The organism is uncultured Abiotrophia sp., from assembly GCF_963520105.1.
Taxonomy (GTDB): Bacteria; Bacillota; Bacilli; order Lactobacillales; family Aerococcaceae; genus Abiotrophia.
In genome coordinates this window covers 316618-339964 of sequence record NZ_CAUQPN010000001.1, presented here as the reverse complement: position 1 = coordinate 339964, position 23347 = coordinate 316618, and the positions used below count along the sequence as shown (strand labels likewise).

Here is a 23347-nt window from a genome sequence, read left to right as displayed (position 1 = left end):
GGGCCCTCCTTTCTCTCTCGATGGTGATGTCTATTTTATAGGGCAAGAAGCTCAGGCCTTAGGCCTGAGCGTTTGCTTGGATAATACCGACGATGACTTGGGTAGCTTTAACCATGGATTCAACTGCGACAAATTCATAGCGTCCATGCATGTTTTCGCCCCCGGCAAAAATATTAGGTGTTGGTAAGCCCATGAAGGAAATCTTAGATCCATCAGTCCCACCACGAATTGGTTCAATAATTGGCTTGATCCCAATGGCTTCCATGGCAGACTTGGCTAGTTCAACAGACTTCATGTCTTGCTCAATGACTTCGGCCATGTTATAGTATTGGTCCTTCATTTCAAGGCTAAGAACTGGGACTGGATAGGCCGCATTCATCTTATCAACAATGCTTTGGACAAGATCTTTCTTAGCTTGAAAGGCTTGACGGTCGTGGTCACGAATAATTAAGTCTAACTGGCCTTGATCCACGGTCACTTGGGCTTCCATTGGATGGATAAAGCCTTGACGGCCATCAGTTTTCTCAGGCACTTGATCCTCTGGCAAAGCAGAGAGGAAGTCCTTAAGCAGTTGTACTGCATTAATCATCTTACCCTTGGCAGTCCCTGGGTGGATATTTTTTCCATGGAAATGCAAACGTGCCCCTGCCGCATTGAAGCTCTCATATTGGAGCTCACCGACCGGCCCACCATCCATGGTATAGGCGAAATCACAGCCAAAGTGCGCCACGTCAAAGCGGTCGGCCCCACGACCAATTTCTTCATCTGGACCAAAGGCAACTCGTACCTTACCATGTTCAATCTCAGGATGAGCCGCCAAATAAGCCATAGCCGTCATGATTTCAGCAATACCAGACTTGTCGTCTGCCCCTAAGAGGGTTGTCCCATCCGTTACAATCAAAGTTTGGCCTTGGTAACTGCTTAAGGCTGGGAAGTCCGCTACCTTCATGACAATATCTTGAGCCTGATTGAGGACGATGTCTTGACCATCATAGTTGGGAATAAGGCGAGGTTGAACATTCTCAGAATTGAAGTCTGCCGTATCCACGTGTGCGATAAAGCCAATGGTTGGGACTGGCTTGTCGCTAGTTGCTGGGAGGGTTGCCGTTACAAAGGCATTTTCTGGATTGAACTCTACTTCTTGGAGGCCAATGGCCTTCAATTCATCCACTAAGAGATGCAGTAAGTCCAACTGACAAGCGGTTGAAGGCACACTAGTGCTAGCTTCATCAGAGCGGGTGTTAATTTTAGCGTAACGGATTAAACGTTCTTGGGTTTCTTGGAAAAATTGTTCTGTCATAAGATGTCTCTCCTATTCATATCGGAAGGGATTAGTTGATGCTTGAGATGGAATGACTTGATAGTCAAAGCCTTGGTCTTGAGCTAATTGGGTTAGGAAGGCTGGCATTTTTTCTTTGAAGATGCTCTCGACATAGTGGCCCACATCGACCGTCATCATGTCTTCTTGATAGCATAATTGCGCCCGATGGTAGGAAATGTCTCCGGTTAAAAAGACGTCAGCCTGGCTCTGTGTCGCTGCTTGAATATATTCTGGCTGGGTCCCACTACCGCCAATCAAGGCAATTCGTTGATAGCTATCCTTAGGCTTTGCTTCTACCACTGGCAATTCAGTCCGGCCATAAGTTGACTTCAAGAGATCCAATAGGGCTTGGCGATTGAGCGCTTGAGGCAGATTCCCCACTCGCCCTAAGCCAGGCTGGCCTTCTTGAGCGCCAGGGGTTAAGGATGTCACGCCTTCTAGGCCTAGCTGTTCTGCTAGCCAGTCATTCATGCCATTATGGGCAATGTCAAAGTTAGTATGCATGGCAAATACTTTGATGTCATGCTTAATTAAGGCTTCATAGCGAGCCTGTTCAGGACTGGAAAAGTCAAACCGTCTAATTGGACTGAAGAGGACCGGATGGTGAACGATTAGGGTATCTACGCCTTTCTCAATGGCTTCGGCTAGACTGGCATCATCTAAATCCAAGACGGCCATTAGGCGCTTAACAGGAGCCTCAGGCCGACCAAAGTGGTTGCCGACCTGGTCCCAGGACTCGGCCATTTGAGGCGGATAGTGGGCCTCAAGGGCAGACATTAATTGGCGAAAATTTGTCATGTTATCATTACTCCTCTTCTTGACATTGACTTAGGCTATCCGCAATCCAGCCTAATTTTTCAGCAATCTCGGCTAGTTTAGCTTGATCTGGTTGAGGTGCTGCTTGAATTTGGGCTTGAATGGCCTTGAGATTCGCTTCCTCTCGCGCCCATTTTTGTTTATATAAAGGCCCTCTGATTTGGCTTAAGCTTGGACCAAGATAGGCCTGACGTGGGCTTAAAGCAGAGGCGCCAGGTTGATGCTGAGCAACGATGATTTCATAGAGTCGTTGACTGTCTTCCACGATGGTCTCGTGGACAATCTGATAGTCGTGTTGACTGAGCCAGGTTCTTAAAGTCGCTTCCCCAATATTGGGCTGAAGCACTAGCAAGGGGCCATGACTTAACTTATCTTGTCCCTCATCCAATATAGACCGAATGAGACTTCCTCCCATGCCACAAATACTAATAACATTAATGGCATCGTCAGCTTGGATGACGGCTAAGCCGTCCCCCAGTCTTACTTGAATAATTGAATCTAGGCCTTGACTTTGAACCTCGGCTTGGGCAGATTGATAAGGTCCCTTTACGACCTCCCCTGCTACTGCTGCTTGAATTTTTTGATTGAGGGCTAAATGGCATGGCAAATAGGCATGGTCACTGCCAATATCCGCCAAACGGATGTCACTGGCCCCATACTGGCAAATCAAGTCTGCCACTGTGGCTAAACGCCGCGATAATTGTTGAGAATTCAAGCTCCCACCTCCTAAAACTACTAGTTCTATTATACCCCATTCTTGTGAAAACGCCTATGAATTTACTAAGACTTTGACGACTTTTCAGCAACTTGTTAACAAATGATAAAAAACGCGCTTGCCAATGGCAAGCGCGTTTCATTTTAAGGCTAATTAGTCATTTAAGAGGCGTGAAACTTCCCGACGAGTCAGATAACGACTGCGTTTTGGAATGATGGTATCCACATTGGTTCGAGCCAGAATCACTAAGATAACGAAGGCTAGCGCCCAAGCCTCTAGACCAGCTAGAGCGGCAGTGCCCCAAGTAAAGGGAATTTCTTGTTGCATGAGCCAAAGCATGCCGACCTTGATAGCTAGGAAGCTAGCTACCACTAAGAGACTGGCAGTCCCCATATTCAGGTAAGTTGAGGAATAACGGCGATTGTTGAGGGTCTTTTGGGTATATTTGGCGAAGAAACCTGCCAAGCCCGCTGCCGTATAGGGCAAGACATCAATCAAGGCAGTTGAGACAATATCGCCAAAATGCCCCGCTACAGCGCCCGTAATTAAGCCAACTACCACGCCACTCACCACGGAATTGGCACCCCCATGACGGAGGCCTACCCAAATGAGAGGTAAGACAACAAGAGCAGTATGGAGAGGCAGTTCACCAAGTTTCAGCCAGGCAATAGAAATTGCCAAACTGAGTACAATAGCTAGCAGAACATCTCGCAAACGACGTACTGTATGTTTATTCATTAAGGCGTCCCTCCTTAGTTCTTATTAGGTTGGTATTGCGACGCTTCCATAATGATTGGAAGCACAACCGGGCGACGCTTGGTTTCCTTGAAGAAGTACTTGCTGACTTGTTCCCGCAAATCACTCTTCAATTCAGCCCAGTCGAACTCTTCGCTGGCCAAGTGCTTATCCAAGATGTCTAAGGTCATGTCCGAAGCAGATTCAATCAAATCGATGCTGGACTTAACATAGACGAAGCCACGGGTTACAATTTGTGGCCCTACCAATACCTTCTTGAGACGGCGGGAAATTGTCGCCACGATAACACAAATCCCATCTTCACTGAGGATACGACGGTCGCGTAAGACGACACTCCCGATATCGCCGACCCCATTCCCATCGACTAAGATGTCCCCTGCTGGCACTTCTTGAGTCATCAGGAATTGGCCCTTACGGTATTCAATCACATCACCAGCGCTAGGAATGAAGATTTGATCGTCTTCATAACCCAATTGATTGGCAATATCGGCCAAAGCCGCTTGTTGACGGTATTCACCGTTGACAGGGATGATGATTTTTGGTTGCAAGAAATTAATCATGAGTTTGAGCTCATTAGGGGTCGCGTGACCAGATGCTTTGAAGCTGTCGGTCAAGACCTTAACTTGAGCGCCTGCTCGGTAGATCATATCTTGGGTCCGCGCCATAGCAGTCTCAATGGCAATTGAAGGCGTTGAAGCAAAGAGGACCAAATCCCCTTCTTGCATCTTGACTTGACGGTGACGACCTTGAGCCATTAGTTGCAAGGCTTGAATAGGTTCACCTGACATACCGGTCTCTAAGATAATAATTTCATGATCTTTGAACTTACCAATATTCTTCATTTGGCCGAAGGTACGTTTACTTGGCATAATCAGTTTATCTAGCTTGATAGCCGTATCCACGATATCCATAAGCTCCCCGCCGGGGACGAAGATGGTTCGTTTAGAAGTGTGAGCAGCATCCATGACTTGTTGGAGACGCGCGATGTTGCTGCCAACGCAAGCCACAATGACGCGACCATGGGCATTACGGAAAGTCTCTAGGATTTCATCCGCCGCCTGTTGGTCACTCACGTTTTCCACATGGCTCTCTGCTTCCGAAGAATCAGCTAAGAGGGCTAAGACACCACTCTCTCCAATATCCGTCAAGCGCCCAAAGTGAGTCTTGTAAAGTGGCTTAGCACTTGGGTCAATACGGAAGTCACCGGTATAGACAATGGAACCTTCCTTGGTTTGGATGACAATCCCCACAGAGTCTGGAATAGTGTGAGTTGTCCGGAAGAAGGAAACGTTGGCATCTTCGAATTCAATCTCTACTTCCTCATCAATTTTGAAGAAGTTCTCCAAACGGTCCGCCAAGCCCCGTTCCTTAGCTAGAAGGGATGCCAATTCAATGGTCAATTCCGTCCCAAAGACAGGGGCTTCAATCACTTCTAGCAGATAAGGTAAGGCACCCACAGCATCGGCGTGCCCGTGAGTGAGGAAAATCCCCACGACGCGGTCCGCATTTTCTTCTAAGTAGGAGAAGTCTGGGATGACCGCGTCAATCCCTAGCAAGCCCTCCTCTGGGAAGACTAAGCCACAGTCCATTACAAAAATAGACTCGTTGACTTCTACCACATACAGGTTCTTCCCTGCTTCGCGGACCCCACCTAGGGGAATAATTTTAATGTTGCTCATAATTCACCTCAAATTTTCATTTCATAAAGTCGATAAGTGCTGTCGTAAACCGGTCCAGCAATTACCACAACTGTTGTAGATGTTCTCCTTATTATATACTGTTTTGCCTGATTTTGCAAAGGACGAATTGAGCCTTCGCCCTCCGCCAAAAAGCCTAATTGCCAAAGTTTTTACTTGTTTCAATCACAGCCTTACACATAGCTTGAGCTAGTTTGGCATAAACTTTCATATCCTGACCTGCAATCGATTCTGCCACCATCAAATCCGTTGTTTTTAAGGCCATGGCACTGAAATACTGGCTGATGATATGAGAAGACTTGAGATGGCCTAAGTGTCTCATAAATAATTCCTGAAAGGCCTGGTCGAGTCGTGACCGGAATCCATCTGGTCCTAAATTAATGGCTAACAAGCTTTGGAAGAAGGGACGGTCGGGTTCTACTATTTCGGTCACGAAGGCTTCCAGATACTGATAAAAGTCCAACTGATCATCAAATCTTCTGGCAATCAGTCGCTCAATCTTAGTCATTTGCTCGTCAATAATTTCCACTAGTAGCTCTTCCTTGCTTTCGAAATGGCTATAGAATGTTGACCTTGCACAGCCTGCCTCTTGGCAAATTTCTTCAATCGTCAAATGCCTAAATTCATCCACTTGGATGAACTTTTGCAAGGCTCGCTTAAGTGCCTGTTTACTTTTGATAATTCGTCTATCCATGACGGAGCCTCCTAGTCAAACAACCTATTTAATCCAACAAATCAGGTTAATCTGTTGGATAAACAACAGATAGAACTTTTCTGTTCTGTCTTATTATACACCATTTGGCTATGCTAGTGACAGATAGACCAAAAGGAGTGAAACTTATGAAACACTATACCGGAGACCCGCAATTTGACTTCCAGATTATTCGCTTTACCTCTCAACTTAAACATCATCCTGAAGTCATGGCAGATTTAATTGAAGTAGGTCAAGCCATCACTGATTTTGAATCTTGGTACACTTGGTGGACTAGCAAAGCTAGCTATTATGAAGCCCAAGGTAAATTGGATATTGCTGCGCGCTACTTTCGGGCAGCAGCTTTCTACTTAGACGCCACCGACCCTCGCAAAAAGCCCACTTTAGATTACTATACGGCCCTTTTTTATCAAACTTACCAGGGTTCCCCTTATAGCTACCATAAAATCCCCTACCCTGGTGGATACTTGCCAGCCCTGCGGATAGAATGTCCCGGTGCTAGTCGAACCCTCCTCGTTCTTGGTGGCTTTGACGGAATACTTGAAGAACTGTGTGATTTTGTAGCCCCCCTTCAAAATCAAGGATACCATCTTATCCTGTTCGACGGACCCGGTCAGGGCCAAACTTATCAGCAAGGCTTAACTTTCCAGCCTAATTTTGAAGTGCCCGTTAAAGTTGTCCTAGATTATTTCGGCCTTAAGTCCTGCGATGCGATGGGACTCTCGTGGGGCGGATACTTTGTCATGAGAGCTGCGGCTTTTGAGCCCCGCATTCAGTCAGTTATTTGTTTGGATATTTTCTATTCAGCTATGGATGCGCTCAAATTAACCTTGGGCCCAGCCGCCTATTCTGGCTTTCGCCTACTCTATCATCTAAGGGCTAAACCGTTGATTAATGGTTTAACTGAATATTTTACAAAATCCAATATACAACTCAAGTGGTCTCTACAGAATGGTTACCAACTGACTGGTGAGAAGACCCCTTATGATTTCTACAGAAATTTAGATCGTCACCAGGTAGCCCCTATCTTAAATCGTATTAGTCAACCTTGTTTACTATTAGCAGGACAAGAAGATCAATATGTCCCTGCCTATCGTCTCAAGCAGATGAAAAGAAAATTAATCCATGCTAAAGCTATTGAAGGCCACCTCTTCACTAGCCAGACGGGTGGAGCCCTTCACTGTCAGATGGATAGACTAGACCTTGTCTATCCCCTTGTGTTAGACTTCTTACGCAAATACAGTCACTAAAAAAGAGGCCTATGGGCCTCTTTTCTTAATGCTAGTCACCAAATATGTCCTGATAGAGCATGGCTTGACGTAGAGCTTGGGCGTCGCCACCTAGTTGGTCCACCAACTCATAGGCAAAAGCCATGAAAGCCAGGTGCAAAGATTATGGCAATTTTAGCCATCAGCCTGCCCATTTCTCAGAAAATGTGTCTGAGCTTACAAATTAAATTAGTCTTCCAAACCAGGAATCCGGTGAAAAATTTTATCAATATTGACTAAATGAACTTCCAACTCAAAGCAGGAGTCAAGTGTCGCAGCATCCATGGTCGCTTGGATGGTTGGGTCCTCTTGCAAGAGTTGCTTGAAAGGAATGGCCTCAAACCAAGACTTCATCGCCAGCGGTTGTACCAGGTCATAGGCCTGCTCGCGGGCAAAGCCGTATTTTTCAATCAAGGTCGACATGGTCCGTTGGGCGAAGATGACACCATGAGTGGCATAGATATTCTTAATCATGTTATCTTCGAAAATGGTCAGGTTTTGGATCACCTTAGTGAAGCGTGCCAACATGTAATCTAAGAGGCTGGTTGCATCCATGGATAAAATACGTTCCGCACTAGAGTGGGAAATGTCTCGTTCATGCCAAAGCGGAATGTTTTCGTAGGCTGCCATCATGTAGCCCCGCATGATACGGGCACAGCCGGCCATGTTCTCACTTGAGATTGGATTGCGCTTATGTGGCATAGCACTGGACCCTTTTTGATTTTTGGAGAAGAACTCTTCTGCTTCTCGCACCTCGGTCCGTTGGAGATGCCGAATCTCCACACCAATTTTCTCAATCGAACTCGCGATTAAGGCCAAGGTGGCATAATAATCAGCATGCCGGTCCCGTTGGAGGGTCTGAGTAGACACATGGCTAGACTCAATTCCCAGGCTTTGGCAGACATAGTCTTGAACTTCTGGTGGCGTGTTGGAGAAAGTCCCCACAGCCCCAGAAATTTTACCAACTTCTACCATTTTACGGGCAGCCTTAAAGCGTTCAATATGGCGATTAAATTCGTCATAGTAGAGGGCGAATTTGAGCCCGAAGCTAGAGATATCAGCATGCACCCCGTGGGTCCGACCAATACATGGCGTGAATTTATACTTGAGTGCTTTTTCCTTGAGGGCGGCCTGGAAATCTAAGAGGTCTTGATAGAGGATATCGTTGGCTTCTTTATAGAGGACACCATAGGCCGTGTCTACAACGTCGGTTGAGGTCAAGCCATAGTGGATCCACTTCTTCTCAGGACCTAAATAGCTGGAGACATTGCGGGTAAAAGCTACGACATCGTGCTTGGTTTCTTTTTCTAATTCTAGAATACCTGCCAGGTCGAAGTCGGCCTTTTCAAAGAGAGCCTGGACATCTTCTTCAGGGACTACACCCAAGGTTGACCAAGCCTTAGCGGCATATAGTTCAACTTGGAGGGCAGCCCGCCAACGATTTTCATCACTAAAAATACTGCGCATGGGTTCGCGACTGTAACGTTCTAACATCTTGTAACTCCTTTACTTGAGCCTGTGCTTATAATGAGCGATAGCCTATGTCCTGACGGTAGAATAAATCAGGACAATCAATCTTCTTAATCTCATCATAAACCTTCTGTCTAGCGCTGGCAAGTGTGGTCCCCTTGGCACAGACAATGAGGACACGTCCACCATTTATTGTCAGTTCATTCTCTAGCTTGCGGGTCCCCATGTGGAAGACTGGCACACTTAGCTGATCCAAACCCTTAATGACGCTACCTTTAACACTTGCTTCGGGGTAACCTTTGGCTGCTAGGACCACGCCAATAACCGCATCTTGATCCCATTCCAAGTGGAAGTCCTGGCCATCAATGACGGCATTGGCCACCTGATAAAGGCTAGACTTGAGTTGTAGAAGGAGCACTTCGCATTCTGGATCCCCAAAACGAACATTGAATTCAATGGTTTTGACGCCATCGTCACATTTCATCAGGCCAGCATAGAGGATACCATAGAAAGGCATGCCTTCTTGAGACATGGCATCGACCATAGGCTGAACTACTTGTTCTAAGCCTTGGGCAACATCCTGGTCGCTGATATGAGAAATAGGCAGATAGGCGCCCATGCCCCCAGTATTGAGACCACGGTCACCGTCTAGGGCCCGTTTATGGTCTTGGGCCACCTTCATAGGCACGACCTTGCGGTCTGACACAAAACACATGAGGGAGAACTCTTCCCCTTCTAGGAATTCTTCAATAACGACGGAACCACCTGCATCCGCAAATTTAGCTTCTTGCATCATGGCTTTAAGGGCTTCTTGCGCTTCTTCTTGAGTCTGGGCGATGATGACCCCCTTGCCTGCGGCTAGGCCATCGGCCTTGAGTACAATAGGGGTTACCTGCTGAGCAAGATATTGTTTGGCAGCCTCATAATCGCTAAAGCTCTCATGCTTGGCTGTTGGAATCTGGTATTTAGCCATCATCTGCTTGGAGAAGACCTTGCTACCTTCTAGCTGAGCCGCCTGAGCAGAAGGACCAAAGGCCCGAATACCGGCTGCTTGAAGGCGGTCCACTAGGCCGTCGACTAGATATACTTCCGGCCCTATGAAGACCAAATCAATGGGCTCCGTCTGACAAAAAGCAATTAGCTCGGGTTCGGTCAGCGATAGACAAGTCCCAAACTCCGCCACGGCTGGGTTATCACCCAGGAGAAAAACTTGATGACCTTCTTGGTGGAACTTGTAAGCTATGGCATGCTCACGCCCACCGGCACCTACTACGAGTACCTTAGCCATCTTAGTGTTTAAAGTGGCGTGTGGTCGAGAAGACCATGGCCACACCTTTCTCATTGGCTACATCAATGGAAGCTTGGTCCTTGATGGATCCACCAGGTTGCACAACTGCGCTGATGCCATAGTCAGCAGCAATTTCAAGGCTATCTGGCATTGGGAAGAAGGCATCTGAAGCCAGTACGGCTCCCTTAGCCTTGACGCCAGCCTGTTCGAGGGCTAGCTTAGCCGCCCCAACCCGGTTCATTTGCCCGGCACCAATGCCTAGTGTCTGGCCATTCTTAGCCACTACAATGGCATTGGACTTGACATGCTTGACAATTTTAAGACCAAATTCTAAATCAGCTTTTTGGTCCTCACTTGGGGCAAGATGGGTTACTTGACGCCAGTCTTCTGCTAGGGCTTGGTTGGCATCTTGAATCAAGAGACCACCACGCACACTCTTAATTTGGGCCTGAGCCAAGTTGCCACCTTGTGGAATTTGGTAGAGACGCAGATTTTTCTTTTTCTTAAGCAAGTCTAAAGCTTCTTCCTCATAGCCTTCTGCTAGAATAATTTCTAGGAAAATGGCATGTAATCGCTCTGCGGTCGCCAAATCTACCACCCCATTAATGGCAACTATCCCACCAAAGATAGAGACTGGATCCGCCTCATAAGCCTTATCAAAGGCTTCCTTAACACTGCTTCCTAGAGCTACCCCACAAGGATTCATATGTTTCACCACCACACAGGCTGTCTGGTCTTGAAACTCATTGAGGATATCCAGGGCAGCGCTAGCGTCTTGAAGGTTATTATAGGACATTTGCTTGCCGTGCAGTTGAGTGGCTGATTGCAGGGTATAGCTTTCAGCTTGATCGCTGACATAGTGCCAAGCCTTTTGGTGCGGGTTCTCACCATAGCGTAAGCTATCCTCTAGCTTGTAAGACAAGGTCAAAATATCTGGCACTAAGTGATCGACTTGATCAAAGTATCGCGCAATGGCCGCATCATAGGCCGCCGTTCTATGGTAAACCTTGATGGCTAGGCGCCGGCGAGTGGCTGCTGACACCTGTCCAGTCTCTGCTAATTCCGCTAAGACAGCCGGGTAGTCTGCCACATCACAGACGACCGTCACATCTTGATGGTTTTTGGCTGCTGAGCGTAACATGCTTGGCCCACCAATATCGATATTTTCAATCACTTCTGCTTCCGTCACGCCTGCTTTCTTGACCGTTTCTTCGAAAGGATAGAGGTTGACACAGACTAAGTCAATATAATCAATTTGATTTTGACTGACTTGCTCACGATGCAAATCAGAGTCACGTTTGGCTAAGAGTCCACCATGGATAGCCGGATGCAGCGTTTTAACTCGGCCTTCCAAAATCTCGGGGAAACCAGTGACAGAGGCTACATCTAAAACCTCTAGGCCTGCATCTTTCAGAAAGGTGGCCGTCCCACCCGTACTAATTAACTCATAGCCAGCCGCCACTAGGCCCTTGGCGAAGTCTAGTAAGCCCGTCTTGTCGCTGACACTTAATAAGGCACGTTTTTTACTCATATTGCCCTCCTTCTCATGCTTGGGTTAGTAATTGATAGACGACCTGTGGCAACAGTTCATGCTCCAAGTCGTGAATGCGTTGCGTTAAATCCTCCAAGGATTCCTCTCTTGGATGTTGGAGACTGGCTTGGGCAATGACCTGGCCACTGTCTAGTTCTTCATTGACATAGTGGACACTAATGCCAATTTCACTATCGCCTGCCCGGTAGGCTTGACCAATGGCATCGACTCCCTTGTATTTTGGCAACAAGGAAGGATGCAAGTTAATCATGGGCCCCTTGTAATGTTCTAATAGGTAAGGAGAAACAATCCGCATGTAGCCAGCCAAGATAATCAGGTCAACTGGCTCAATGGCCTCTAGAATGGCTGCTTCAAACTCATCCTTGCTAGCATACTCCTTAGGACTAAAGACAAAACAGTCAATGCCACGGCTTTGGGCCTTGGCCACAACCGGCGCGCCAGGCTTATCACAGACTAATTTGCTGATGGTCATGACTTCCTTCAGTCGGTCGTCATCGGCTAGGGCTTGAAAATTAGACCCGGTCCCTGAGGCGAAAATCGCAACGCGTTTTTTGGCTTGGGTCATGAGATAACAATCCCTTCTTGGTCAGTTACTTGGCCTAAAACAAAGGCATCTGGCAGGAGGCCCAAGACGGTTTCAACATCTTCAGACTCTAGAACAAAGGCTAGACCAACCCCCATATTGAAGACATGATACATTTCCTCCCATTCTACCTGTCCTACTTGACTCAAATAGTGGAAGATTTCTGGTACTTGATAGGCCTTGCTATCAAGGCTCATACCCAGTCCGGATGCCAAGCAACGAGGTAGGTTTTCATGGAAGCCACCCCCTGTAATATGGGCAATGCCGGCCACTTTGACTTGGGCCATGACGGCTTCTACTTCTTTGGCGTAGATACGCGTAGGGGTTAGGAGGGTCTCACCTAAGGTCGAATTACCAAAGGCTGACTTGAGGTCTAAATCATGGTCGCTAATAATCTTACGAACCAGCGAAAAACCATTTGAATGGACACCACTTGAAGGGACTCCAACCACAACCTGGCCAGCTCGCGTGTTTTCAGGAGAAAGCAAGAGTTCCTTCTCTTGGGCACCTACACAGAAACCCGCAATGTCATACTCGCCGTCTTCATAGAAGCCCGCCATCTCAGCTGTCTCACCACCTACAATGGCACAGCCAGCTTGGACGCAGCCATCGGCCACACCACTGACAATGGCTTCGATTTGCTCCGGATAGTTCTTACCTACCGCAAGATAATCTAGGAAGAAAAGTGGCTTAGCACCTTGGGCCAAGATATCGTTAACGCACATAGCCACCACATCAATCCCAATGGTGTTGTGGATATCAAGCTCAAAGGCCAGCTTGAGCTTGGTCCCTACCCCATCGGTGCCACTTACTAAGACGGGATTTTTGAAATGATAGGCGCTCAAATCAAAGCAGCCACCAAAACTTCCGATGGAGGCTAGCATGCCAAGATTCTCGGTTCTGGCTACATGTTTCTTAATACGTTCGACAGATTCATAACCGGCTTCAAGGCTCACGCCACTGGCTGCATAGTGTTTACTCATGTTGGGCCTCCTTTTTGGCTAAATAGGCTTGTTGGATAGGGGTCAGTGAGTCATAAAATTGCTGCTCATAATCATGTAGACCGGCTACATAGTCGGCAGAGAAGCAGTCCATGCAGAGGCCCTTGTTAGGACCTTCAGCCTCTAGGCCAATCGCGTCTTTGAGCCCTTCTTCACTGAGAAAGGCCAAGCTATCTGCATTAATAAGTTGGCAAACTTCCTCCAAACTATGGTTGGCACAAATCAATTCCCCAGAAGTCGACATGTCGATGCCGTAGAAGGATGGGAAGAGAATAGGTGGCGCCGCAATCCGCACATGAACTTCCTTGGCGCCGGCCTCCTTAAGTAATTGGACAATCCGACGCGAGGTGGTCCCCCGCACGATGGAGTCATCTACCATGACGACTCGCTTGCCACCCACAATGGATTTGACGGCAGAAAGTTTCATGCGAACCCCTTGCTCCCGCAATTCTTGAGTAGGTTGAATAAAGGTCCGGGCAACGTATTGGTTCTTAATCAAGCCCATTTCATAGGGCAATCCGGATACTTCAGCATAGCCGGTAGCGGCTGAGAGTGATGAATTAGGTACCCCAATTACCATGTCGGCCTGAGCAGGGGCTTCTTGAGCTAGGCGACGGCCAGCACGTTTGCGGGTGGCATGGACATTCTGACCGGCAATGACTGAGTCTGGGCGAGCAAAATAGACATATTCCATGGCAGTGACCGCAGGCGCTTGAGGGGCCGCATAGGCTTCAATTCGAATGCCCTGATCGTTGATGACAACATATTGACCAGCCATAATATTGCAGACGAATTCTGCTCCGACCACATCAATGGCGCAGGTCTCACTGGCGGCAACATAGGCCCCATTTTTCATCTTTCCGATTACTAGAGGGCGCAAGGCATGCTGGTCTACCGCTCCATAGAGGGCATCCTTGGTGACAATCAGATAGGTAAAACCGCCACGCAGTTGATTGAGCCCCTCTTGAAGTTTACCTTCGAAGGTCTCCGCTTGGCTGTGGCGAATGAGGTGAACCAAGACTTCCGTATCAGAGGAAGAATGGAAGATGGCCCCCCGCTCTTCAAGGCGCTTGCGTAATGCACGAGCATTGACCAAATTCCCATTATGGCAAATTCCCAAATCCATATCATAGAAATGAAAGAGAAAGGGTTGCACATTTTCAATATGATTGGTACCAGAGGTAGAATAACGAACATGGCCAATGGCCCGATCACCTGACAGACGATCCAAAATACTATCGTCACGAAAGACCTCACTCACCAAACCGTGACCGCGATGGTTATCCAAGCCCTGGCTAGATCCGGCTACAATCCCAGCCCCTTCCTGGCCACGATGTTGGAGACTATGGAGACCAAAATAGGTCACATGGCTAGCTTCAGGATGGTTCCAAATCCCGAACACCCCACATTCTTCATTAATTCCGCGCATTTTCTAATCTCCCTAATACTTCCTTGTAGGCTGCCATGACATCCCCTAGATCGCGTCTAAAGCGGTCCTTATCTAACTTATCTCGGGTATCCTTGTCCCAGAGTCGACAAGTATCTGGTGAAATTTCATCAGCTAGTATAATCTGCCCGTCGCTAGTCTTACCAAACTCAATCTTGAAGTCCACCAAAATCAAGTTGGCCGCTAGGAACAAGTCTTGTAGGGCCCGGTTAATACGAGCGGTTAAGTCCTTGATTTGCGCTAGTTCCGCTTCCGTCACTAGTTCCAAAGCCACTGCATGGTCATCATTGATAAGGGGGTCGCCTAGCGCATCATTCTTATAACTCAATTCAAAGACTGGCTTAGCTAATTGGCGACCTTCTTCTAGCCCATATTTCTTGGCCATGGAGCCCGCCACGATATTACGGGTAATCACTTCTAAGGGAATAATGGTTACATGGCGGCAGACTTGATCGGTTTCATTGACCTGCTTAATAAAATGAGTTGGGATGCCTTGCTCTGCTAGATAGGTAAAAATCAAGCTGGTAATGGCATTGTTGAGTTTGCCCTTGTCATCAAATTCTTCCTTCTTAACCCCGTTAAAGGCAGTGGCACTATTCTTATAGTGAACATAGACTTCCTCAGGATTACCGGTATCAAAGAGTTGTTTAGCTTTACCTTCATATAAGAGTTTCATGGTTTATTTTCCTCCCTTAAAGTAGCCAACCCCATTTGCAAAGATGGATTGCTGACCTGGAATTGTATTGGTCTTATAAAGTCCTTGATGATAACGTTCGCTGTGCCCCATCTTACCCAGAATCAGACCATCAGGGCTGACTAGGCCTTCGATAGCTAGCTGAGAACCATTAGGGTTAAAGCGTCCATTTAGCGTTGCTTGACCGTCATAGTCACAATATTGGAAGGCTGCCAAATCTTTGAAAGCTTCTAAGGACTCGCCAACCAGTTTCCCTTCCCCATGACTAAAGGCCACTTCGTGCAATTGGCCTACTTGGAAGCCTTGGGTCCAAGGCGAACGAGTAGAGGCCACACGGGTCACGGCTGTAGTTGAAACATGACGGTAGGAATCGTTGCGATAGAGGGTCAAATCGCTAGGTGTTAGGTCTTTGATTTGACCATATGGCAAGAGGCCTGACTTAATAAGGGCTTGGAATCCATTACAGATACCGAGGATTAACTTCTTGTCAGCCAGATGGGCATGGATGGCAGCTGTTACTTCTGGATGTTTGAGGAAGTTAACGATAAATTTAGCTGAACCATCCGGCTCATCCCCACTTGAGAAACCACCTGGGAAGAAAATAATGTGGCTAGCTTTGACAGCTGCGTCAAAGTCTTTGACAGAGGCTTCAATGTCGCCAGGTCTTTGGTTACGAATGACCACTGACTGGGCTTTGGCCCCCACTTCTATAAAGGCCCGCTCACTATCGTATTCACAGTTGGTACCTGGGAAGACGGGAATGACCACTTGAACCTGGTCCACATATTCTGGGTAGGCATAGACATGGTCTGCCTCTTGCGCCAAGTTTTCAGTCGCGCCCGCCTCTTGGTTTTGGTAGAGAGGATAGATCGCTTCTAAGGTTTGAGTGTAGGCTTGGTAAAGTTGATCCTGGCTGAAGGTCAACCCATTCACTTGGTAGTGGCCCTCTGCTTGAACTTGGCCTAGGTAGGTGAAGTCTGCTAGCTCCCGCGTACTTTCAATGACTAAGGAAGCCACATCAAAGTTGAGTGCATTGGCAGACTCAATCTCAAAGCCCAAACCAGCTCCTAAGGCCATCTTTACCAGCGAAGCTGTCAGACTGCCCTCTTCTTGGACATAAGCAGAGACGACACTTCCCTCTTGAATGAGGGCGTGAACTTTCTCATAGTTTGCCATCGTGGCTGCCAGGTCTGGATAACCCTGGTCATCGCGAAGGACTTGCACATGATAAAGTTTGTTACCCACTGCCTTGAGTTCTGGCGTGATAACGTCGGCAATTTTGACCGGCGCACAGGCAAAGGAAATCAAGGTTTCCACAACATTCAAGTCATGGAAGGTCCCCGACATGGAGTCCTTACCCCCAATACTTGGGCGTCCGATCGCTTCTTGGGCTACTAGAGAACCTAGCAAGGCTTGCGTCACCTTGCCCCACTTAGCCGGATCTTGGCCTAATTTTTCAAAGTATTCCTGGAAGGAGAAGTAGAGAGATTCCTTGGTCCCGCCAACGGCATAGACCTTGGCAACTGATTCTAGTACAGCATAGATAGCCGATAAGAATGGGGAGTAATGAGAGATTTTAGGAATGAAACCATAGGTCAGGATGGTGGCTGTGTCACTAGTTGAATGTAGAGTTGGCAATGCTTGGACACTGGCTTGAACAGGCGTTAGCTGGTGCTTACCCGCAAATGGCATCAAAACGGTGCTATTACCAATTGAAGCATCAAATTGTTGGGCTAGCCCCTTTTGGCAAGTCACATTCAAACTAGCTAATTCAGCTAAGACCGCTTCCTTGCTTACTTTTTTAGCTAGGAAAGGATTGGCGCCCGCATTATCGACTAGGCGTGCCTTGGCATGTTGGCGAACCCCAGCCGTTGCTAGGAAGTCAGCTCCCATGTCTACGACCTTCTCTTGACCATAGAACATTTCCAGGCGGCGACGGTCTGTAATGTTAGCAACATGGGCATACTCAATATTTTCGGCCCGGCACATGTCAACAAAGGCTTGATAGTCTACTGGATCAATGGCTACTGCCATACGTTCTTGGGACTCGCTAATGGCTAGTTCAGTTGGATTCAAGCCTTGATACTTAGTCAGAACCTTATCCAAATGAATTTCAATGCCTTCGGCTAATTCACCAATGGCTACACAGACCCCACCAGCACCAAAGTCGTTACATTTCTTAATTAATCGGGTTAACTCTGGGCGACGGAAGAGGCGTTGTAACTTACGTTCTTCAGGAGCGTTCCCTTTTTGTACTTGGCTGGCTGCGGTCTCTAGGGAATCACTGGTATGTTCAACGGAAGAGCCACTAGCCCCTTGGATGCCGTCACGTCCTGTACGGCCTCCAATCATGACCACAATATCGCCAGGAACTAGGCTTTGGCGTTGGTAGTTACCCACCTTAACCGCCCCGACCACAGCTCCTACTTCCATATGTTTGGCTACATAGGAATCATCATAGAGCTCGCGGACAAAGGTAGTAGCCAGGCCGATTTGGTTACCATAAGAGGAATTACCGTGGGCAGTCCCGGTCGAAATGGTCACCTGAGGCAGCTTACCTTCTAGGGTCTCTTCCCTTTTTTGCAAAATATTGCCACTACCGGAAACCCGCATGGCTTGATAGACATAGGAACGACCGGATAGCGGATCGCGGATAGCGCCCCCTATACAAGTTGAAGCGCCCCCGAAAGGCTCAATTTCAGACGGATGATTGTGGGTTTCATTCTTAAATTGAACTAGCCATTCTTCTTCCTGCCCTTTATTATTGACGGTTACGAAGAAGGAACAGGCATTGATTTCTTCACTGACTTCAATGGCTTGGTCTTTAAGAACCCGAACATGGTACTTGCCCATGATGCTAGCCATATCCATTAGGGTCATAGGCTTGGTGATCCCTAGCTCGCCGCGAATTTTTACATAGTAATCAAAGGCTTTCTGCATTTGGACTTGGAACTTATCGGAATCAATGATGACTTGATCTAAGACTGTCTCAAAGGTGGTATGACGGCAGTGGTCGCTCCAATAACAGTCCAAGACATAAATTTCCGTCTCAGTTGGATCCCGTTTTTCGCTGACAAAATAGTCCTGAATGAAACGTAAATCCTCCAGGTTCATGGCCAAAGACAAGTCAGCCTTAAGTGCCAGTAATTCTTGGTCGCCAAAGTTTCCAAAGCCGCTTAAATCTTTAAGTGGCTTTGGTTCAGAGTCCAGCGAGAATTCCAATACTGATAAATCCTTGACGCGGGCTTCAATTGGGTTAACCAAATATTTCTCTACTTGGGCTAAGGCTTGAGGGCTTAAGGCCTTGTCAAAGGTAACCAGTTTACCACTACGAACCAAGACATTGGCTTCCTGATTAAGGAGGGCAATTGCTTGCATGGCAGAGTCTGCCCGTTGATCATATTGGGCTGGCAGGACTTCATAAGCTAGATAGTGGCCAGACACTAAGTCCAAATCTTCATAGACTTGGTCAATCATGACTTCGGAGAATACGGAAGACTTAGCTTGCTCATAAGTGGCGGAGTCGATGCCGTAAATATCATAGATAACATAGACATGTAAGTCCTCTAAGCCCAAGCCGTACTCACTATTCAACTTATCCATGAGTTGGCTAGCTTCCTGTCTATACTGCTCACGCTTTTCAACAAAAATTCGCTTATCCAATGAAGGGTTCCTCCAATCTAATATGTCCTGGGAAATTAATATGGCCAATCTTACGGTCCTGACGTGGCTCCTTCTCATAGAGATGTAGGTGGGCTGGTCGCTCTTGAATTAGCTTGAGGAAGTAGCTCAAGTCTTGACCTAGGATGTTATAGAGGGTAGTCGCTTGGTTGTGAATGGGCCCAACTTCTAGTCCACAAATAGCTTCAATATGGGCTCTAAACTGGGACTTATTGGCAGACTGCATGGTGATGTGGCCCGAATTATGGACCCGTGGCGCCATTTCATTAAAGATGACGCGACCTTGGGAAATGAAGAATTCAACTGTTAAGACGCCATAATAATCAGCCGCTTCTAGAATACGACGGGTGTAATCAATGGCTTGTGCTTCCTGTTCTGGACTTGCTGTCGTCGGGACAATGGACCGGTAGAGAATGTTATGGCGATGCTCATTTTCAACGACTGCCACGATACCAATGCCCGTCCGATCCTTGTAGGCCACCACAGAGATTTCCTTATCCAGTGGCACCAGACGTTCTAGCAAGGTGTAGGGTTGAACCTGACTAGCCTCTGTAATCCGACTTTGGCCCTTGCCATCATAACCAAATCGCACTGTCTTCATGAGATAGGTGCCGTCTACTTGGACGCCAGTCGTGTCTCCATCCACATACTGGTAATCAACTGTTTCGATACCCAAGGAACGGGCAAACTCCTTCTCTAGCAAGCGATGTTGCGCGGTCTTGAGTAGGCTTGCGCTCTGTACAATATGGTAGTCTTTTTCTAGTTCAGCCAGGAGGTCACTGTCAATATTCTCAAACTCAAAAGTCACGACATCCGAGATATGGCAGAGGCGCTCTAATCCATTACGGTTATCAAAATCCGCATGGATGAAGGTGTCAGCAAAGTGACGGGCACAAGCCTCTTTGCTTGGGTCCAGGATGGCGATCTTATAGCCCATTTCCTTAGCGCTCATAGCCAGCATGCGACCTAGCTGACCGCCGCCAATAATGCCAATGGTTTGGCCGGGTAAAATTATCTTCATAGTGTCATCTCTTCCAATACTAGGCGTTCTTGTTCTAACTTAAAATCTTGATAAACTTGGGCATAGCTTGGATCCGTCATGCCCAACATAGCCAAGGCACTGACGGCCGCATTTTTTGCCCCGGCCACTCCAATGGCCATGGTGTTGACAGGCACGCCATAGGGCATTTGGACGATGGAATAGAGGGAATCGAGGCCGCTTAGAGTCGAAGACTTAATGGGCACACCAATAACCGGCAAGGTTGTCATAGACGCAACCATCCCCGGTAAATGGGCAGCTCCTCCTGCCGCAGCGATAATCAATGAATAGCCGGCTTGTCTTGCCCCTTTAGCAAAGCTAACCAGCAAATCTGGTGTCCGATGGGCACTTACGACCTTCTTATCATAAGGAATCCCGAATTGATCCAATAATTGACAGGTTTCGACCATGGTGGCGTAATCTGACTTGGACCCCATAATGACTGCTACTTTTACCACACTAACACCCTTTCTCTAAGCAAAGCTTCTTAAGTCCTATCTACCCTTATTATAGGATTCCTGGCTAGCAAATAAAAGGGATATTCGAACTTTGTTACCACTTGTCAACTTAACGTTCGTGTTTGCTTGCGGCAAAGAGGTAAGCATACAAAAAAGGCTAGGAGAATCTTCCTAGCCTGAGTGATGATAGTGAATTAGTCTTTAGGTAAGAGGACCTTACGAGACAAGTTGATTCGACCTTGGTTGTCGATTTCGATGACTTTGACCTCTACGACATCGCCAATCTTGAGCACGTCTTCGACTTGTGCCACACGGCGGTGTTCCAATTCAGAAATATGAACCAAACCGTCTTTACCTGGCAAGACTTCTACGAAGGCACCGAATTTCTCAATGCGCTTAACTTTACCAGTGTAGACTTGGCCTACTTCAACTTCACGAACTAAGTCTTCAATCATTTGACGAGCCTTGTTAATCATGTCTTGGTCGCTAGACGCGATAGAGACATTACCCGTTTGGTCGATATCAATCTTAACGCCAGTTGCGTCAATAATGCCGTTAATGGTTTCCCCACCACGACCGATGACCACCTTAATCTTATCTGGGTTGATTTGGATGATGTCAATCTTAGGTGCGTATGGGCTCAATTCCTTACGAGCTTCTGGTAAGGTAGAGACCAATTCATCCAAGATTTCTAAACGGGCCTTCTTAGCTTGCGTCAAAGCTTCTGTTAAGATGGCTTCGGTAATCCCTTGAATCTTGATATCCATTTGCAAGGCTGTAATCCCGGCAGCTGTCCCGGCAACCTTGAAGTCCATATCGCCTAGGTGGTCTTCCAGACCTTGAATATCGGTTAAGACGGTGTAGTCTTCCCCTTCCATGACCAAGCCCATGGCAATCCCTGCTACTGGCGCCTTAATTGGCACACCGGCATCCATGAGGGCCAAAGTGCCGGCACAGATACTTGCTTGCGAAGAAGAACCGTTAGATTCCAAGACTTCAGATACCAACCGAATGGTGTATGGGAAATCTTCTGGCGCAGGAATAACTTGTTTGAGGGCGCGTTCACCTAAGGCACCGTGACCAATTTCACGACGACCTGGGCTACCCACACGACCTGTTTCGCCGACAGAGAAGTTAGGGAAGTTGTAGTGGTGGATGAAACGTTTGCCTTCTTCAATGCCTAAACCATCGATTACTTGGTGCTCACCGAGCGGTGCCAAGGTAGCAGCAGTCAAGACTTGGGTTTGTCCTCGAGTGAAGAGACCTGAACCATGAACGCGTGGCAAGAGGGCCACAGAAGAGCTCAATGGACGGATCTCATCGATGCGACGACCGTCTGGACGAACACGTTCCTTAGTGATGAGACGACGAACTTCGTCCTTCTCTAAGTCGTGTAAGGCAGTGGATACGTCCTTCATGAGCTGATCATAGTCATCACGGTCAGCGTAAACTGCTGCAAAGAATTCAGTTGCTTCTTCCATAACGGCGTCAACAGCTGCTTCACGTGCTTTCTTTTCTTGGGTTTGGATGGCTTGAATCATGCGAGACTTGTAGCGTTCCCCTACTTGAGCCGCCACTTCTGGCGCCACTTCTGCCAAGGTAAACTCGAATTTCTCTTTACCGATTTGAGCAACAATTTCATTTTGGAAGGCTACCAATTCCTTGATAGCAGCATGACCTTTGAGTAAGGCTTCTAACATATCGGCTTCTGATACTTCTTTAGCAGAAGATTCCACCATGTTGATGGCAGTCGCCGTACCGGCAACCGTTAATTCGATGTCGGATAACTCTGCTTGGGCAACCGTTGGGTTGATGACAATCTCCCCATTGACGCGCCCTACGTTAACACCGGCAACAGGCCCGTCAAATGGAATGTCTGACACAGCTAAGGCCAGGGAAGCCCCTAACATAGCGGCCATTTCTGGGGTGCAGTCTTGGTCAACTGATAAAACGGTGTTGGTAATTTGGATTTCATTACGAACGCCTTCTGGGAACATTGGACGTAATGGACGGTCGATCAAACGGCTGGTTAAGGTTGCCGCTTCAGATGGACGGCCTTCACGCTTGATGAAGCCCCCTGGGACTTTACCGACCGCATACATCTTCTCGATGTAGTGGACAGTTAACGGGAAGAAGTCACCGGTCCCGGCTTTCTTAGATGCAACGGCTGCAGATAAAACCACAGTGTCACCGTAGCGAACTAATACGGCGCCGTTGGCTTGTTTGGCTAATTCGCCAATTTCCACAGATAGCGGACGGCCCGCTAAAGTTGTAGAAAATACATGTTTGTTTGACATGGAATGTCCTCCTTATAAATTGGGATTGCTCCCTTGATATGGAACATGACTAATCAAATAAGAACTGGCCAAGCTGCCCTGCCCGGCTCTTATTTGGTTAGCACATATTCCATGGTAAAGCTCTAAAAAAAGAAGGCGGCCGTAGCCGCCCTGCTACCAAAATTAACGACGTAAACCTAAACGTTGGATTAATTCACGGTAACGTTGAATATCTTTCTCACGCAGGTAAGAAAGCAAGTGGCGACGACGCCCAACTTTCTTCATCAAACCGCGGTAGGAATGATAGTCTTTCTTATGAGTACGGATGTGGTCAGTTAAGATATTGATATCTTCAGTTAAAACCGCAACTTGTACTTCTGGAGAACCAGTGTCCCCTTCGTGAGTAGCATAAGCTTTAATGATTTCATTTTTACGCTCTTTTGATAATGCCATCTCAGTTTCACCTCTTTCCGATATAGTATCCCACAAGCTAAGTAAAACGTTGGTGATTCGTTAAACTGAGCCGGGGTGTTATAAGTAGCCGAACATCGATAAAGCAACAAACGACCACGT

General features: G+C 47.4%; 19 protein-coding genes and 1 pseudogene. 1 reads left to right on the top strand and 19 read right to left on the bottom strand.

Annotation, left to right across the window (positions count from 1 at the left end; translation table 11 throughout):
• Positions 1-58: 58 nt before the first annotated feature.
• The 6 genes from pepT to RWO08_RS01535 form a co-directional block, all read right to left on the bottom strand.
• The gene (gene pepT / locus RWO08_RS01560) at positions 59-1300 is read right to left on the bottom strand and encodes a peptidase T (RefSeq protein ID WP_298078268.1); all 1242 of its coding nucleotides are present in this window, start codon (positions 1298-1300) and stop codon (positions 59-61) included.
• Positions 1301-1312: 12 nt separating this feature from the next.
• Complete coding sequence (locus RWO08_RS01555; RefSeq protein WP_306486054.1) at positions 1313-2119, bottom strand: Nif3-like dinuclear metal center hexameric protein; 807 nt, start codon at positions 2117-2119, stop codon at positions 1313-1315.
• Between the two features lie 7 nt (positions 2120-2126).
• The gene (locus RWO08_RS01550; protein ID WP_306486053.1) at positions 2127-2852 is read right to left on the bottom strand and encodes a tRNA (adenine(22)-N(1))-methyltransferase TrmK; all 726 of its coding nucleotides are present in this window, start codon (positions 2850-2852) and stop codon (positions 2127-2129) included.
• Positions 2853-3005: 153 nt separating this feature from the next.
• Positions 3006-3590: an energy-coupled thiamine transporter ThiT gene (locus RWO08_RS01545; protein ID WP_306486052.1), complete on the bottom strand. Its 585-nt coding sequence runs from the start codon at positions 3588-3590 to the stop codon at positions 3006-3008.
• 14 nt (positions 3591-3604) lie between these two features.
• Positions 3605-5287 (bottom strand): ribonuclease J, encoded by a 1683-nt coding sequence (locus RWO08_RS01540; RefSeq protein WP_070755392.1) that lies wholly within the window; start codon positions 5285-5287, stop codon positions 3605-3607.
• Between the two features lie 154 nt (positions 5288-5441).
• Positions 5442-5999, bottom strand: coding sequence for a TetR/AcrR family transcriptional regulator (locus RWO08_RS01535; RefSeq protein ID WP_306486051.1), 558 nt, complete (start codon positions 5997-5999; stop codon positions 5442-5444).
• 146 nt (positions 6000-6145) lie between these two features.
• Here RWO08_RS01535 and RWO08_RS01530 point away from each other — a divergent pair, with 146 nt between their 5' ends.
• Positions 6146-7267, top strand: coding sequence for an alpha/beta hydrolase (locus RWO08_RS01530; RefSeq protein WP_314211083.1), 1122 nt, complete (start codon positions 6146-6148; stop codon positions 7265-7267).
• 31 nt (positions 7268-7298) lie between these two features.
• Here RWO08_RS01530 and RWO08_RS01525 read toward each other — a convergent pair.
• The 13 genes and pseudogenes from RWO08_RS01525 to rpsO form a co-directional block, all read right to left on the bottom strand.
• Positions 7299-7391, bottom strand: a pseudogene (locus RWO08_RS01525) (DJ-1 family protein); the annotation flags it as partial.
• An 83-nt stretch (positions 7392-7474) separates the two neighbouring features.
• Complete coding sequence (gene purB, locus RWO08_RS01520; RefSeq protein WP_314211082.1) at positions 7475-8779, bottom strand: adenylosuccinate lyase; 1305 nt, start codon at positions 8777-8779, stop codon at positions 7475-7477.
• Positions 8780-8807: 28 nt separating this feature from the next.
• Entirely contained in the window at positions 8808-10043 is a 1236-nt protein-coding gene (purD, locus tag RWO08_RS01515) for a phosphoribosylamine--glycine ligase (RefSeq protein ID WP_314211081.1), read from the bottom strand.
• Between the two features lies 1 nt (position 10044).
• Positions 10045-11574, bottom strand: coding sequence for a bifunctional phosphoribosylaminoimidazolecarboxamide formyltransferase/IMP cyclohydrolase (gene purH / locus RWO08_RS01510; RefSeq protein WP_314211080.1), 1530 nt, complete (start codon positions 11572-11574; stop codon positions 10045-10047).
• A 13-nt stretch (positions 11575-11587) separates the two neighbouring features.
• Positions 11588-12160, bottom strand: a complete 573-nt coding sequence (gene purN, locus RWO08_RS01505; RefSeq protein WP_314062875.1) for a phosphoribosylglycinamide formyltransferase — start codon at positions 12158-12160, stop codon at positions 11588-11590.
• Positions 12157-13161 (bottom strand): phosphoribosylformylglycinamidine cyclo-ligase, encoded by a 1005-nt coding sequence (gene purM / locus RWO08_RS01500; protein ID WP_314211079.1) that lies wholly within the window; start codon positions 13159-13161, stop codon positions 12157-12159. Before purM ends, purN begins: the two co-directional genes overlap by 4 nt.
• A complete protein-coding gene (gene purF / locus RWO08_RS01495; protein WP_314211078.1) occupies positions 13154-14608 on the bottom strand; it encodes an amidophosphoribosyltransferase in 1455 nt (484 codons plus the stop codon). Before purF ends, purM begins: the two co-directional genes overlap by 8 nt.
• A complete protein-coding gene (gene purC / locus RWO08_RS01490) occupies positions 14595-15302 on the bottom strand; it encodes a phosphoribosylaminoimidazolesuccinocarboxamide synthase (RefSeq protein WP_303765034.1) in 708 nt (235 codons plus the stop codon). Before purC ends, purF begins: the two co-directional genes overlap by 14 nt.
• 3 nt (positions 15303-15305) lie before the next feature.
• The gene (locus RWO08_RS01485) at positions 15306-18983 is read right to left on the bottom strand and encodes a phosphoribosylformylglycinamidine synthase (RefSeq protein WP_314211077.1); all 3678 of its coding nucleotides are present in this window, start codon (positions 18981-18983) and stop codon (positions 15306-15308) included.
• A complete protein-coding gene (locus tag RWO08_RS01480; RefSeq protein ID WP_314211076.1) occupies positions 18976-20022 on the bottom strand; it encodes an ATP-grasp domain-containing protein in 1047 nt (348 codons plus the stop codon). The genes RWO08_RS01485 and RWO08_RS01480 overlap by 8 nt, the downstream gene beginning before the upstream one ends.
• A complete protein-coding gene (gene purE, locus RWO08_RS01475) occupies positions 20019-20498 on the bottom strand; it encodes a 5-(carboxyamino)imidazole ribonucleotide mutase (protein WP_257244464.1) in 480 nt (159 codons plus the stop codon). Before purE ends, RWO08_RS01480 begins: the two co-directional genes overlap by 4 nt.
• A 194-nt stretch (positions 20499-20692) precedes the next feature.
• Positions 20693-22795, bottom strand: coding sequence for a polyribonucleotide nucleotidyltransferase (pnp, locus tag RWO08_RS01470; protein WP_023390880.1), 2103 nt, complete (start codon positions 22793-22795; stop codon positions 20693-20695).
• A gap of 162 nt (positions 22796-22957) precedes the next feature.
• The gene (rpsO, locus tag RWO08_RS01465; protein ID WP_023390881.1) at positions 22958-23227 is read right to left on the bottom strand and encodes a 30S ribosomal protein S15; all 270 of its coding nucleotides are present in this window, start codon (positions 23225-23227) and stop codon (positions 22958-22960) included.
• Positions 23228-23347: the final 120 nt, after the last annotated feature.